Origin of the sequence: Lysinibacillus louembei (assembly GCF_033880585.1) — a bacterium.
Lineage (GTDB): Bacteria > Bacillota > Bacilli > Bacillales_A > Planococcaceae > Metasolibacillus > Metasolibacillus louembei.
Window position 1 is genome coordinate 3,579,178 of the sequence record NZ_CP137624.1, and the last position, 12,977, is coordinate 3,592,154.

14 protein-coding genes and 1 riboswitch are annotated in these 12,977 nt (G+C 40.1%); of the genes, 6 read left to right on the forward strand and 8 right to left on the reverse strand.

Annotated elements, in window-relative coordinates:
- Positions 1-117 precede the first annotated feature (117 nt).
- Entirely contained in the window at positions 118-1,173 is a 1,056-nt protein-coding gene (locus tag R6U77_RS17935) for a 2,3-butanediol dehydrogenase (RefSeq protein ID WP_319836679.1), read from the forward strand.
- A 100-nt stretch (positions 1,174-1,273) separates the two neighbouring features.
- On the opposite strand, the gene R6U77_RS17940 is transcribed toward R6U77_RS17935, so the two are convergent.
- From R6U77_RS17940 to R6U77_RS17965, 6 genes are all read right to left on the reverse strand, one after another.
- Positions 1,274-1,807 carry a VUT family protein gene (locus tag R6U77_RS17940; RefSeq protein ID WP_319836680.1) on the reverse strand — a complete coding sequence of 178 codons (534 nt, stop codon included), beginning with the start codon at positions 1,805-1,807 and terminating at the stop codon, positions 1,274-1,276.
- Positions 1,804-2,469 carry a 7-cyano-7-deazaguanine synthase QueC gene (queC, locus tag R6U77_RS17945; RefSeq protein ID WP_319836681.1) on the reverse strand — a complete coding sequence of 222 codons (666 nt, stop codon included), beginning with the start codon at positions 2,467-2,469 and terminating at the stop codon, positions 1,804-1,806. The genes R6U77_RS17940 and queC overlap by 4 nt, the downstream gene beginning before the upstream one ends.
- Before the next feature lie 54 nt (positions 2,470-2,523).
- Positions 2,524-3,024, reverse strand: a complete 501-nt coding sequence (queF, locus tag R6U77_RS17950; protein WP_319836682.1) for a preQ(1) synthase — start codon at positions 3,022-3,024, stop codon at positions 2,524-2,526.
- An 88-nt stretch (positions 3,025-3,112) separates the two neighbouring features.
- Positions 3,113-3,159, reverse strand: a riboswitch (PreQ1 riboswitch).
- Between the two features lie 58 nt (positions 3,160-3,217).
- Positions 3,218-4,252: an HD domain-containing phosphohydrolase gene (locus R6U77_RS17955; RefSeq protein ID WP_319836683.1), complete on the reverse strand. Its 1,035-nt coding sequence runs from the start codon at positions 4,250-4,252 to the stop codon at positions 3,218-3,220.
- 14 nt (positions 4,253-4,266) lie between these two features.
- Complete coding sequence (locus tag R6U77_RS17960; protein WP_293921102.1) at positions 4,267-4,635, reverse strand: response regulator; 369 nt, start codon at positions 4,633-4,635, stop codon at positions 4,267-4,269.
- 15 nt (positions 4,636-4,650) lie between these two features.
- Positions 4,651-7,017 (reverse strand): response regulator, encoded by a 2,367-nt coding sequence (locus tag R6U77_RS17965; RefSeq protein WP_319836684.1) that lies wholly within the window; start codon positions 7,015-7,017, stop codon positions 4,651-4,653.
- 305 nt (positions 7,018-7,322) lie between these two features.
- On the opposite strand from R6U77_RS17965, the gene R6U77_RS17970 reads away from it, so the two are divergent.
- Positions 7,323-7,571 carry a ferredoxin gene (locus tag R6U77_RS17970; protein WP_293921106.1) on the forward strand — a complete coding sequence of 83 codons (249 nt, stop codon included), beginning with the start codon at positions 7,323-7,325 and terminating at the stop codon, positions 7,569-7,571.
- A 110-nt stretch (positions 7,572-7,681) separates the two neighbouring features.
- A complete protein-coding gene (locus R6U77_RS17975) occupies positions 7,682-8,461 on the forward strand; it encodes an enoyl-ACP reductase FabI (RefSeq protein ID WP_293921108.1) in 780 nt (259 codons plus the stop codon).
- A gap of 39 nt (positions 8,462-8,500) precedes the next feature.
- Here the strand turns inward: R6U77_RS17975 and R6U77_RS17980 are convergent, their stop codons facing one another.
- Both R6U77_RS17980 and R6U77_RS17985 read right to left on the reverse strand, forming a co-directional pair.
- Positions 8,501-9,118 carry a nitroreductase family protein gene (locus R6U77_RS17980; protein WP_319836685.1) on the reverse strand — a complete coding sequence of 206 codons (618 nt, stop codon included), beginning with the start codon at positions 9,116-9,118 and terminating at the stop codon, positions 8,501-8,503.
- Between the two features lie 13 nt (positions 9,119-9,131).
- The gene (locus tag R6U77_RS17985) at positions 9,132-10,115 is read right to left on the reverse strand and encodes a ring-cleaving dioxygenase (protein ID WP_319836686.1); all 984 of its coding nucleotides are present in this window, start codon (positions 10,113-10,115) and stop codon (positions 9,132-9,134) included.
- 231 nt (positions 10,116-10,346) lie between these two features.
- Here R6U77_RS17985 and R6U77_RS17990 point away from each other — a divergent pair, with 231 nt between their 5' ends.
- The 3 genes from R6U77_RS17990 to R6U77_RS18000 are packed head-to-tail and all read left to right on the forward strand — an operon-like array spanning position 10,347 to position 12,870.
- Complete coding sequence (locus R6U77_RS17990; protein ID WP_319836687.1) at positions 10,347-11,288, forward strand: ring-cleaving dioxygenase; 942 nt, start codon at positions 10,347-10,349, stop codon at positions 11,286-11,288.
- A 2-nt stretch (positions 11,289-11,290) separates the two neighbouring features.
- Positions 11,291-12,355 carry an LLM class flavin-dependent oxidoreductase gene (locus R6U77_RS17995; protein WP_319836688.1) on the forward strand — a complete coding sequence of 355 codons (1,065 nt, stop codon included), beginning with the start codon at positions 11,291-11,293 and terminating at the stop codon, positions 12,353-12,355.
- On the forward strand, positions 12,352-12,870 hold the full coding sequence (locus tag R6U77_RS18000; protein ID WP_319836689.1) for a YfiT family bacillithiol transferase: 519 nt from the start codon (positions 12,352-12,354) through the stop codon (positions 12,868-12,870). Before R6U77_RS17995 ends, R6U77_RS18000 begins: the two co-directional genes overlap by 4 nt.
- Positions 12,871-12,977 lie beyond the last annotated feature (107 nt).

Genomic DNA, 12,977 nt, shown 5'->3' on the forward strand with positions numbered 1-12,977 from the left:
GGTATCATGGAAAAAAATACGCACTCATTATTTTGAAAAATTCATAAAATTTCAACATTTATTGACAAGCACCCATGCTATAATTTAAGTGTACTACATTACTAGGAGGTTTTGTAAATGAAAGCAGCACGTTGGCATAACGCACGAGATATTCGAGTAGAAAATATTGACGAGCCTGTTATTGCGCCAGGTAAAGTAAAAATTAAAGTGCATTGGACAGGAATTTGTGGCAGTGATTTGCATGAGTATGCAGCAGGTCCAATTTTCATTCCTGTAGAGCAACCTCACTATGTTAGTAAAGATATCGCCCCAATTGTTATGGGTCATGAGTTTTCTGGGGAAGTCGTTGAAGTTGGAGAAGGCGTAACACGCGTTCAAATAGGCGACCCTGTTGTAGTAGAACCCATTCTTTCATGTGGCGAATGCGCAGCATGTAAAAAAGGAAAGTATAATTTATGTAAACATTTAGGCTTCCACGGTCTTGCTGGCGGCGGTGGCGGCTTCTCTGAATATACAATGGTGGACGAGCATATGGTTCACAAAATGCCAGAAGGCTTATCCTATGAGCAAGGCGCATTAGTAGAGCCTGCTGCAGTAGCGTTACATGCAGTTCGCCTAAGCAAGCTAAAAGCTGGGGATAAAGCTGCTGTATTCGGTACAGGTCCAATTGGTTTACTTGTTATCGAAGCGTTGCGTGCAGCTGGAGCAGCTGAAATTTATGCAGTGGAATTATCACCTGAGCGTGCAGCAAAAGCATTAGAGCTAGGTGCAAAAGCGGTGATTAACCCTGCCGAAGAAGATGTTGTAAGTCGCTTACATGAGCTAACAAATGGCGGTGTGGATGTTGCATTTGAAGTAACAGGCGTTCCTGTTGTGTTGCAGCAAGCAATTGATTCAACAGCCTTCGAAGGTGAAACAATTATCGTGTCAATCTGGGAAACACCGGCGTCTGTTCAACCAAACAATATCGTGTTAGCAGAGCGTACAGTAAAAGGTATTATCGCATATCGCGATATTTTCCCTGCAGTTATGGAATTAATGACACAGGGCTACTTCTCAGCAGAGCAGCTTGTAACAAAACGCATCGGCTTAGATGACGTTGTAACAGAAGGCTTTGAAGCGTTAATGAAAGAGAAAAACCATATTAAAATTCTTGTCAATTCACAAGCTTAATTGTGCCGTGATAAAAGGCCTGCCCGAAAAGATGTAATATCTTTTCAGGCAGGTCTAGTTTAATTGAATGAATTACTAATCAATTAAAATACTCACTCCGTTAAGCGAAACGCTTCTCACGCAAAGTTTGTCCTTGAATAATAATAAATACCCCAAGCATTTGCATGATCGTTTTCACGAGTATTTGCCCCACAATTGCTGCTGGCACGGCTGCCCATGGAATAAAGCCTGCTCCAAGCGGGCTTAAACCAACAATAACGAAAACGGTTGAATCGAGCAATCCACCCACAATGCCACTGTAAAGCACACGCCAAGCCATCGATAGCTTTAAACGTGTATAAATTTCTGTATCTGCCGTTTCGGAAATGATAAATGACAACGCAGAAGCTGCTACAATCATTAATGTATCGCCTAATGAAAAAGATACTGCTGCAGATAACAGTAAGGCAATAAAAATAAATAAATACGTTTTTTTACGCCCATATTTATTTTGCACAAGGTCGCGGAAAATAAATGTTGCTCCAACAAAAAATGTCCCCATTGGTACGATAAACATGCCAATTTCAAATGATGCAAAGCGTGCTGTTACAACGTTGGCAATAACAATTGAGGCTAAGTAACATAAAATTCTCATGCTAGTTGCCCCACTTTCGTTGCTAAATACGTTTGCAATCCATTTTGGCGTAGCTTACATGCAGGGCACTCACCGCAGCCATCTGCCATAATACCGTTATAGCAAGTAAGCGTCTGCTCTCGTACAAAGTCGAATGCATTAAGCTCAGCTGCTAATGCCCATGCCTGTGCTTTATCTAACCACATTAACGGCGTATGTAAAACAAATGTATCATCCATTGCTAAATTTAACGTTACATTCAACGATTTTACAAAGCTATCTCGACAGTCAGGATAGCCGCTAAAATCAGTTTCACAAACACCTGTGACGATATGCTTCGCACCAACTTGGCTTGCTAAAATACCTGCGAATGATAAAAACAGCAAATTGCGCCCAGGCACAAAAGTGGATGGTAGCCCCTTATCCCGCCCTTCTTCAATTGCGATATCCTCACGCGTTAATGCGCTAGCTGCAAGCTGATTTAACAATGCCATATTTAAAATATGGTGCTTAACACCAAGCTGCTGTGCAATTTTTGTGGCGCAGTCAATTTCTAAACGATGTTTTTGTCCGTAATCAAATGTTACAGCCTCCACCTCACTAAATTGCTGCAATGCCCAAAATAAACAAGTTGTACTATCCTGCCCGCCGCTAAATACGACGATGGCTTTTTCTTTTTTCATTGAGAAGCCTCTTTCCTTAGTTTTTTTCAGAGGGTTGCTAAAAACCTCTTTGTCTTAACGATTATCAATTTTCTCAGGATATAAATCGTGATTCATTAAGCGATAATCTGCTATTTTTTCATACTTTGTTTCAGGGCGACCATAGTTGCACCATGGGTCAATTGAAATGCCCCCACGCGGCGTAAACTTGCCCCATACTTCGATATAGCGCAGATCTAATAATTGAATTAAATCGTTCATAATGATGTTGACGCAATCCTCATGAAAATCACCATGGTTGCGGAAGCTGAACAAATAAAGCTTCAACGACTTGCTCTCCACCAATTTTTTATCTGGAATATAGGAAATATAGATTGTGGCAAAATCAGGCTGCTGTGTAATTGGACATAAGCTCGTAAATTCTGGACAATTAAATTTCACAAAATAATCTCGCTCTATATGTAAGCTATCCACAGCCTCCAACACTTCTGGCGCATATTGCGTCGGATATTTCACCTGCTGATTGCCTAACAGTGTTAAATCTCCTAAACCTTCTTGCTCCGTACGACTAGACATAAAAAAGCCTCCTTTAAAGTTATGTACGACAAAACTTTTAAAAGAGGCTCAGCTAGTTTCTATATCACATGTAAGATGAATAAACATTTTATCCATAGTTTTTTATAGAGGGTATTAGCTATGAACCTCTGATATGAAAGTTTTATATACAAAAGCCTATCAAACAATTGGAAACACGTCAACGAAAAAATAATTATCCATTTTTCACAAGAAGCTGCTCATTAAATAGCTCAATAAATACATCGACAACTGCTGGGTCGAAATGCTTTCCTCTTTGCGCTTTAATTTCAGCAAGCGTTTCCTCAGGTGTCCACGCTCTCTTGTATGGACGTTCATGTGTTAATGCATCATAAAAATCAGCTAATGCAACGATGCGTGCCTCAATTGGAATGTCCTCACCTGAAATCCCGTTCGGATAGCCTGTCCCATCCCATTTTTCATGATGCGCAATAGCAATTTTTCGTGCCATTTTCAGCGTAGTGAAAACGCTATTTGCTAAAATATCCGCACCGATTGTCGTATGGGTTTTCATCCGTTCAAATTCATCTGCTTCAAAGCGACCAGGCTTTAATAAAATTTGATCTGGAATGCCAATTTTTCCAATGTCATGTAAAGGAGCTGCTAAACGAATTAGCTCTACTTCTGCTTTTGGCAAATTCAATCGCTCAGCAATTAAGCCTGATAAATGCCCTACTCGCTGCGTATGCTCACCTGTTTCATCATCGCGATACTCTGAAGCTTTCGCCAATAAGTTTAAAATTTCTAGTTTTGCTTGCTGTAACTCTTCCGTTCGTTGCTGCACCTTTTCTTCTAACCATTGATTTTGCTCACGTAATTGTCCATATAATACACGTGTTTGCAATAAGTTTGTGATACGTAAAACGAGCTCAATGCGATCAATCGGCTTCGTTAAAAAGTCGCTAATGCCCTCTTGAAATGCCTGCTTCTTCGCCTCTGGGGTTAAATCAGCTGTTAACATTAAAACAGGTAAAATGGCATCTTTGCTGCGAATATACTGCAATATTTGAATGCCATCCATCCCGGGCATATGCAAATCAGTTAAAACGATATCTGGCTTGACCTCCTCAAAAAGAGGCTGTGCTTGGAAAGGGTCCATCGTGCTATATAAATATTCAAATCCTGCTCGTCGTAAAATGCGCTCCAACAAGCTCACATTATATTCTTGATCATCAACAATTAAAATTTTCGCTTGCTTTATTCCTTCCATTTTTTACGCTCCATTCATTCACTTGTTAACGCTTTTGCCATTTTTTCAAGTAAACGCTCTAGCATAACAGGCTTCGTATCAAAGTCATCGCAGCCAGCTTGAAAGGCCTTCTCTTCATCTGCTTTCATCGCATGCGCTGTTAATACAATAATCGGAATATGCTTCGTTGCAATATTTGCTTTCAATTGCCTCGTTGCCTCCCAGCCATCTACAACAGGTAAGCTTAAATCCATCAAAATAAGGGCAGGCTGCTGCTCGATGGCATAGTCAATTCCTTGCTGCCCATCCTCTGCTGTTATAACTGAAAAGCCTTTTCTCGTCAATCTTCTTGCTAGCATATCGCGATTCATTTCATTATCTTCCACGAGCAAAATTGTTTGCATTTTCTCAAAACCTCTTTAGTCTTTGATTAAAATTTCCCCGATTTTTTCCAATAACATTTTATGCTTAAACATCCCTTTTTGTACGATGCTTTCAACATAGCTACTTAGCTTGGCTTGCTCTTCCCCTGTTAGCGTTTTAGCTGTCACGACGACAACTGGAATATCGCGCCATTCCGCTGTTTCTCTTAATTCGTTAATAAATTGAAAGCCATCCATTTCAGGCATCATTAAATCGAGCAATATTAATTCAGGCTTTTCGTTTTTCACACAGTCAATTGCATGTTGCCCATTGCGTGCCTGTGTCACAACATAGCCTTCTTTATTTAATAATTTCGTCATCAATTCGCTTGTCGTCGCATCATCTTCTACAATAAGCACTTGCACTTGCTGCTTTTCCGTTACATAACGCTCCAGCGTACTTACTAATGACCCTTTATTACTTGGCTTCGTTAAATATTCTGATGCCCCTAGCGTATAACCTAAATGCTCATCTTTCACCATAGACCAAATAATGACAGGTATATGCTGTAGCTCTTCATCATTTTTCAACACTGTCAAGACACTCCAACCATCCATGCTCGGCATTAAAATATCTAAACAAATCACTTCAGGCTGTAACTTTCTCGCCATTTCTAATCCTTCTTGTCCACTTGAAGCATAGGCTAATGACCAGCCTTCCTTCGCTAAATAATGCTTCATTAATTGATGATTTAATGGCTCATCATCAATATGTAAAATATTCACTTTACTCTTTTTCTCATGCTTTGATATTTCCCTATGTTCCTCTGTAGAAAGCTCCTCTTCTGCTGCGATTGGAAGCCAGCATGTAAATGTGCTACCAACACCTATTTCACTTTCAACGCTAATGTATCCGCCTAGTATTTCGCTAAAGCTTTGGCTAATCGCAAGACCAAGCCCTGTTCCACCATATTTTCTCGTAGTGGAAGCATCTGCCTGTGTAAACGGCTGGAATAGCTTATCCATCTGCTCCTTCGTCATGCCAATGCCCGTATCTTGAATGCGGAAGCTGAAGCCAAGTTGTTCCATACGAGCTTCTTGCGCAACGGTTAACGTTACGGTGCCATCTTGCGTAAACTTGCTCGCATTGCTAATTAAGTTAATTAAAATTTGCCGTAGCTTTGTAATATCCGTGGACATTTCTCCATCGGTGATATGCGTTATTAATTTATTATTATTTTGATCGACAAGCGGTTTGACTGTTGCTAAGACATCCTGCACAAGCTGCTGAATGGCTATTTGCTCAAAATGCACTTCCATTTTGCCAGCTTCGATTTTGGAGATGTCTAATATATCATTAATTAACGATAGCAAATGTCTTCCCGCATTGCGGATTTTATTCAAGTCCTCAACAAAGATGGGTTCACCAATCTCCTCTGCTTCCTCAGCCAACATTTCACTATAGCCAATAATAGCGTTTAACGGTGTTCTTAACTCATGACTCATATTAGCTAAAAATTTACTTTTCACCATATTTGCTTTAATCGCTTCATCATGCGCTTGCTCAAGCTGTGCTGTACGCTCCTTGACAATAAGCTCTAAGTTGCTGTTCAGCTCTTTTAACTCCTTATTCATCTCATAAATTTCTTGCGTTTTTCTTTCAATCTCTGAATCTTTAAATGAAATTTTATTTGACAAATAAATACCGAACAAGGAAATAATTAAGGTAAATAGCGTTCCTCCTGAAATGAAGTAGCCTAAAAATTGCTGATTGAACACAATACCTGCACTATATTGCATATTTGCATCTACGTAAAAATTCGCCGCATACATACCAACATAATGCATCCCTGCAATCGCAGCTCCCATCACTAAGCCGCTGCCTAGTTTCGCATAAAACTTCCTATTTCCTCCCTCACTCTTTAAGGAAAAGGCTAGCCATAGCGCAACAAAAGAGGCTAAAAGTGCAATAACCACTGAGAGCAGTACATAACCAATATTGTACATAATGCCAATTTGCATTGCTTCCATACCGATATAATGCATTGCTACTACACCAATCGCCAAGGAAATACTTGCGATAACTAAACGCGGGATTGTTAAACGATCTTTACGGCTAACTAAGTGTAGGGCAAAAAACGAGCCAATCATTGCGGCCACAACCGACACAATAACAATGACAAGATTATATGCAACTGGTATAGGTAATGAAAAGGCAAGCATTGCGACAAAATGCATCGACCAAATTCCCATCCCCATTGTACCTGCGCCAAATAACAGCCAAAGGAATCTTGATTTGCCTTTGACATTGCTAATTCTACCTACTAAATCGAGTACAGTATAAGATGCTGCCACTGCCACAATATAGGAGAAAATAACTAATAAAGTGTCATGTGAACCATGCATATGCTCCATATGTTCCATCCGCATTCTCCTTTTTTCGACATTTAGTCTTATTTTTATATTATCAACTAAAATCTCTTTTTACTCAATATTAAAAGTTCGTAGTATTTTAAAGAAGAGCTTTTCAAATGAACGTAAGAAACTCTAGTCGTTGCCGTACATTTGTTTCTCTTATCATAGCTTTCTACACATAACAAATTCTAAAATAGGCAGTAGATAAGACATTTGTATGAAAAACAAGCATTGCCTGTTGAAAAGTATAGTGAACCACTATAGAATAAGAAAGAAGCTTAAGAGAAAGCGAACGGAAAAAAGGAGAGAATACAATGCCAAAATATACAATTGTCGATAAAGATACATGTATCGCTTGTGGCGCTTGTGGCGCTGCTGCACCAGATATTTATGATTATGATGATGAAGGAATTGCCTTTGTTATTTTAGATGAAAATATGGGAACATGTGCGGTTCCAGATGATTTATTAGAAGATATGCAAGATGCATTTGAAGGCTGCCCAACAGATTCAATTAAAGTAGCTGATGAATCATTCGATGGCGACGCATTAAAATATGAATAAGTGTAAGTGCGCAGTAGAAAAATCTATTGCGTGCTTTTTTTTATCATGTTATAGTTATTTTTAGTAGTTGGTACTAATAACAGATATTATTGTACTAAAAAGGAGTGCGAATGATGGATATTTTACAATTAAAAGATAAAAATGTAGTCGTAATGGGTGTTGCCAATGAACGTAGCATCGCTTGGGGCATCGCAAAGAAATTATTTGAAGTAGGTGCAAACGTTATTTTCACTTACCGCAAAGAGCGCTCTAAAGGGAAAATTGAAAAAATGCTTGCCGATTATACAGATTACAAATCGGCGGTTGTTGAGTGTGATGTCAACAGCGATGACAGCATTGCACAGGCTTTCGAGCAAATCGGTGCACAGTTCGGCGAAATTCATGGCATCGTGCATTCAGTTGCTTTCGCACATGCTGAAGATTTAAAAAATCGCTTCCATGAAACATCGCGTGAAGGCTATGCCTTTGCCCAAGATACAAGCGCTTATTCATTAGTAGCAGTCAGCAAAGCAGCAAAACCTTATTTAGCAGACGGCGCTTCCATCGTCACAATGAGCTATTTAGGTGCTGAACGTGTCTTAGATGGTTACAATGTCATGGGTGTTGCAAAAGCCGCTTTAGAAGCCGCAATGCGCTATTTAGCTGCTGACTTAGGCGCTGAAAACATCCGTGTCAACGCCATCTCTGCTGGTGCAATCCGCACGTTGGCAGCAAAAGGCGTACCAAGCTTCAATCAAATTTTGCGCCAAATTGAAGAAAAAGCGCCATTAAAGCGCAATACAAACCAAGAGGAAGTAGCCGATATGACAATCGTGATGCTGAGCCACTTATCTCGCGGCGTAACAGGTGAAACGATTTACATCGATTCTGGCTATAATATTATGGGATAAAAAAATTGTGTGAGTGCCTGGCACCCACACAATTCTTTTTTATAGGAACTGTACAAACTCATTGACAGGCTTGCGATAGCCACGCAACCCTCGACTCTCTACCTTCTCTTTGCCAATCGTAATCATTAAGACAATTTCTTGATTTGTAGGAATTTTTAGCAGCTCGCGTACCTTCTCTTGATCAAAGCCTATCATTGGACATGTGTCCCAGCCGTGATTTTTAGCTGCTAGCATAAAGAGCATTGCAGATAATGAGGCATTGCGAATAGCCTCCTCCTTCATAAATTGCTCGCCACGGCTTTCGTAAAACTCTTCATTTTCTTTCACGATATTTTCGAGCTCACAATCATTAATAACACCTAGAGCGCGCATTCCCTCATTTAAAGCTTCTGTTTTTTGGTAAGCATAGCGATCACCTGTAACGATGATAACAGCTGAGGCACTGTGCACTTTATATTGCCCATATGCCGCTTCACGTACTTGCTCCTTCTTCGCTTCATCAAGCACTGTAATATAATGTGTATGCTGCAAATTAAAAGCAGATGGTGCATATTTCACATCATCAAAAATTGCTTTTAACTCCGCTTCCGTTATCGTTACATCTTGTATAAAGTTACCAGCCGAGCGACGTTGCTCTATTAGTTGTCGAAAATCCATTACAGTAACTCCCTTATTCGTATTCTTTTTCAAATGTTTTTGTGCTACGTACTGTATCAATCGGTCTTACTAAGCTTTCAATTTGCTCACGCTTTGGCTCTAAAAATGGCGGTAATGATAGCTTCTCCCCTAGCGTTTCATATGGCTCATCACCCATGAAGCCAGGGCCATCTGTTGCAAGCTCGAATAAAATTTGCGGTGCAACACGCGCATAAAGTGATTCAAAGAAATGGCGATTGACATAGCCTGATGTGTGTAAGCCAAAGCTTTCAAAATGATTTTGCCATTCATTTAACATGGCGCGATCCTCCACGCGGAATGCAGCATGATGCACTGTACCGAAGCCTTGGCGCGCATTTGGCAACACCGTATTATGCTCCACAATAATTTGAGCACCGTTGCCACCTTCACCTACTTCGAATAAGTAGAATGAACCTTCCTTTGCAATTTCGGTAAACAGCATTACTTTTTCTAGCATTTGCTTAAAGAAGTTAAAGTCGCTAATGCGGATAAATACTGGACCTAAGCCTGTAATGGCATATTCTACTGGAATCGGCCCCTTTTCCCACGGCGTACCTGAGGCAACCCCGCTATTATGTTCATCAGAAATTAGCTGATAATGCTGTTCATCAAAGTCAACGAAGGATAACGTATTTTTACCAAATTGCTCTTTAATACCTGTATGCTGCACTTGTAGACGATCAAAGCGCTTGACCCAATAATCCAACGCTGCATCTGTCGGTACACGGAATGAGGTTTTTGAAATTTCATTAGTACCATGCATGCCTTTTGAAATGCCTGGAAAATCGAAAAATGTCATATCTGTCCCCGCAGAACCTTTATCATCCGCAAAAAATAAATGATATGTTTGAATATCATCCTGGTTAACAGTTTTCTTTACTAAGCGCATCCCTAATACATTTGTGAAAAATTCATAATTTTTTTCTGCACTGCTTGTAATTGCTGTTACGTGGTGGATTCCTTTTAAATGATTCATTTGTTATGCCTCCAATTATATGTTAAGTTCAAAAATATTTTATCTTGAATTCGAGATAAATTTACCATAGATATTTTACGATGTCAATTGTTTGAATTGAATTGTGTCAAAATTGTGTGAGTGCCTGGCACTATCTCAAGGAGAAAATATCTCGAATTCGAGATATTTTTCTTGCATATTGTATTTTTCAGTAGTAAAGTGAGAGACAACAACATATAAGGAGCGACTTTTATGTATACAATCTCAGGACATCATCATATTTCTATGTTATCCAAAAATGCAAAACAAAATAATCACTTTTATCGACATATTTTAGGGTTACGCCGTGTAAAGTTAACAGTCAACCAAGATGATCCGTCAATGTACCATCTATTTTATGGTGATACAACAGGCAGCCCTGGCACAGAATTATCCTTTTTTGAAATGCCATTCATAGGACGCACACATCGTGGCACAAATGCTATTACCCAAATCGGCTTGCTCGTTCCAACTGAGGAAAGCTTAGTTTATTGGCAAAATCGCTTGAAGAGCTTTCATGTAAAGCATGGTGAAATTACAACATATGCAAATCGCCCTGCTCTACACTTTGAAGATGAGGAAGGCTTGCGTATAGTGTTGCTTGCAGCAAATGGCGAACGTATTGACCACTGGCAAACATGGGACGAATCACCCGTTCCTACTGAGCATCAAATTTTAGGTATGGGCACTGTTGAAATGACTGTCAAACGTCTTAACAAACTAGCAGATACGTTGCAAATGTTCAATTATAAAGAAATTAGCCGCACAGCAAATGAAGCTATTTTCCAATCTGTTGACGGACAAGTTTTCGGTGAAATCGTTGTGAAAGAGCTAGATGGACCAAGTGAAAAGCCAGGACGTGGTAGCATCCATCACTTAGCGATTCGCGTGAGCAATGACGAGGAGCTTGCTTATTGGGATGAGCGTGTGAAAGAACGTGGCTTCCAAACATCTGGTATCGTTGACCGCTACTATTTTAAAAGCCTTTATTTCCGCGAATCGAATGGTATTCTATTCGAAATTGCAACAGATGGACCCGGCTTTACAATTGATGGCGATATTGCAACATTAGGTGAGAAATTAGATTTACCACCATTTTTAGAACAGCGTCGCGCTGAAATTGAAGCGCATTTGCAACCAATCGAGGAGGATTAAACATGCAAAACTATCGTATTGATTCAGCACAAGGAATGGAATTTGGTCTCTATTCATTAGGTGACCATATGGCGAATCCATTAACAGGTGAACGCATTTCCACACAGCAGCGCATTCAGGAGCTAATTGAAGCAAGTCAATTAGCGGAACAAGCGGGCATTGATGTCTTTGCTGTTGGCGAAAGCCACCAAACACATTTTACATCACAGGCACATACCGTTATTTTAGGTGCGATTGCGCAAGCAACAAAGCATATTAAAATTGCTAGCTCTGCAACGGTGTTAAGCGTAGCTGACCCTGTGCGCGTCTATGAAGATTTTGCAACACTTGATTTAATTTCGAACGGCCGTGCTGAAATTGTAGCAGGGCGCGGCTCTCGCGTTGGTGCCTATGAATTGTTTGGCTATGACTTAGCTTATTACGAAGATTTATTTGAAGAAAAGCTAGAGCTGTTAATGCAATTAAATGAAAAAGAAAAAATTACGTGGGAGGGTCAATTTCGCCCCCCATTAATTAATGCGATGATTTATCCACAGCCATTAGAAGGCTCTTTACCAATTTGGCGCGCAGTTGGAGGTCCTCCTGCAAGCGCTATTAAAGCAGGACAGATGGGCATTCCGATGATGCTAACAACACTAGGGGGTCCAGCTATAAACTTTAAAGTGTCAGTTGATGCTTATCGCGAGGCGGCAGCTGAAGGTGGCTTTGACCCAGCTACATTACCAATTGCGACAACAAGCTTATTTTATGTTGCAGAAACAACACAGCAAGCAATTGATGAAATGTATCCACATTTAAATAGCGGCTTCTTAACGATTCGTGGTAGTGGCTATCCAAGACAGCAAATTGAGCTTGCAAGTAGCTCAACAGATGCATTAATGGTCGGTAGCCCACAGCAAATTATCGAAAAAATGCTGTACCAATATGAGCTATTTGGTCAACAGCGCTTTATGGCACAAATTGATTTTGGTGGTGTACCTTTCAAGCAAGTGATGAAAAATATCGAATTGATTGGCAACGATATTATTCCTGCCATCAAACAATATACGAAAGGTGGTGCACAATGAGCCAGGAGCAATATCCTATAGGACAATTTCAATGTCCTCCAGCCATTACGTCACAGCAAATCACTGCTTGGATTGAGCAAATGAAAGCTTTACCACAACAATTAGAGACATTAACAGCCAGCTTATCGGATAAGGAGCTCTCCTATCGTTATCGTAAAAATGGCTGGACAATTCGTCAATTAGTACATCATATTGCAGACAGTCATATGAACAGCTATATTCGGTTTAAGCTAGCTCTTACTGAAGATGAGCCAACCATCAAACCATATGCCGAGGATCAATGGGCGAAGCTAGCTGACTCAGCTCTCCCTATCGCCGTTTCACTAGCTTGTTTAGATGCTTTGCATACACGTTGGGCAGCATTGCTGGAAAGTTTAACAGCTGACCAACTCTCAAGATGCTTCATCCATCCTGACACAGGCGAAATACCGCTACAGCAATGTATCGGCTTATATGCTTGGCATGGAGCACACCATGTGGCACATATTGAGCAAGCCCTACAATATAAAATTTAGCTTGAAGCGAAGAAATAAGCCTCCCACAAATTCGGAGGCTTTTTTTAATTGAGCGCTTTCCCTTGCCATTTGATCACTTTTTGATGCTATTTGATCACTTTTCGTCA

Excerpts from the sequence above, each read along its gene's own strand:
- R6U77_RS17935 (WP_319836679.1), top strand. The coding sequence starts at position 118 with ATGAAAGCAGCACGTTGGCATAACGCACGAGATATTCGAGTAGAAAAT.
- R6U77_RS17940 (WP_319836680.1), bottom strand. The coding sequence starts at position 1,807 with ATGAGAATTTTATGTTACTTAGCCTCAATTGTTATTGCCAACGTTGTA.
- queC (WP_319836681.1), bottom strand. The coding sequence starts at position 2,469 with ATGAAAAAAGAAAAAGCCATCGTCGTATTTAGCGGCGGGCAGGATAGT.
- queF (WP_319836682.1), bottom strand. The coding sequence starts at position 3,024 with ATGTCTAGTCGTACGGAGCAAGAAGGTTTAGGAGATTTAACACTGTTA.
- R6U77_RS17955 (WP_319836683.1), bottom strand. The coding sequence starts at position 4,252 with ATGGAAGGAATAAAGCAAGCGAAAATTTTAATTGTTGATGATCAAGAA.
- R6U77_RS17960 (WP_293921102.1), bottom strand. The coding sequence starts at position 4,635 with ATGCAAACAATTTTGCTCGTGGAAGATAATGAAATGAATCGCGATATG.
- R6U77_RS17965 (WP_319836684.1), bottom strand. The coding sequence starts at position 7,017 with ATGGAACATATGGAGCATATGCATGGTTCACATGACACTTTATTAGTT.
- R6U77_RS17970 (WP_293921106.1), top strand. The coding sequence starts at position 7,323 with ATGCCAAAATATACAATTGTCGATAAAGATACATGTATCGCTTGTGGC.
- R6U77_RS17975 (WP_293921108.1), top strand. The coding sequence starts at position 7,682 with ATGATGGATATTTTACAATTAAAAGATAAAAATGTAGTCGTAATGGGT.
- R6U77_RS17980 (WP_319836685.1), bottom strand. The coding sequence starts at position 9,118 with ATGGATTTTCGACAACTAATAGAGCAACGTCGCTCGGCTGGTAACTTT.
- R6U77_RS17985 (WP_319836686.1), bottom strand. The coding sequence starts at position 10,115 with ATGAATCATTTAAAAGGAATCCACCACGTAACAGCAATTACAAGCAGT.
- R6U77_RS17990 (WP_319836687.1), top strand. The coding sequence starts at position 10,347 with ATGTATACAATCTCAGGACATCATCATATTTCTATGTTATCCAAAAAT.
- R6U77_RS17995 (WP_319836688.1), top strand. The coding sequence starts at position 11,291 with ATGCAAAACTATCGTATTGATTCAGCACAAGGAATGGAATTTGGTCTC.
- R6U77_RS18000 (WP_319836689.1), top strand. The coding sequence starts at position 12,352 with ATGAGCCAGGAGCAATATCCTATAGGACAATTTCAATGTCCTCCAGCC.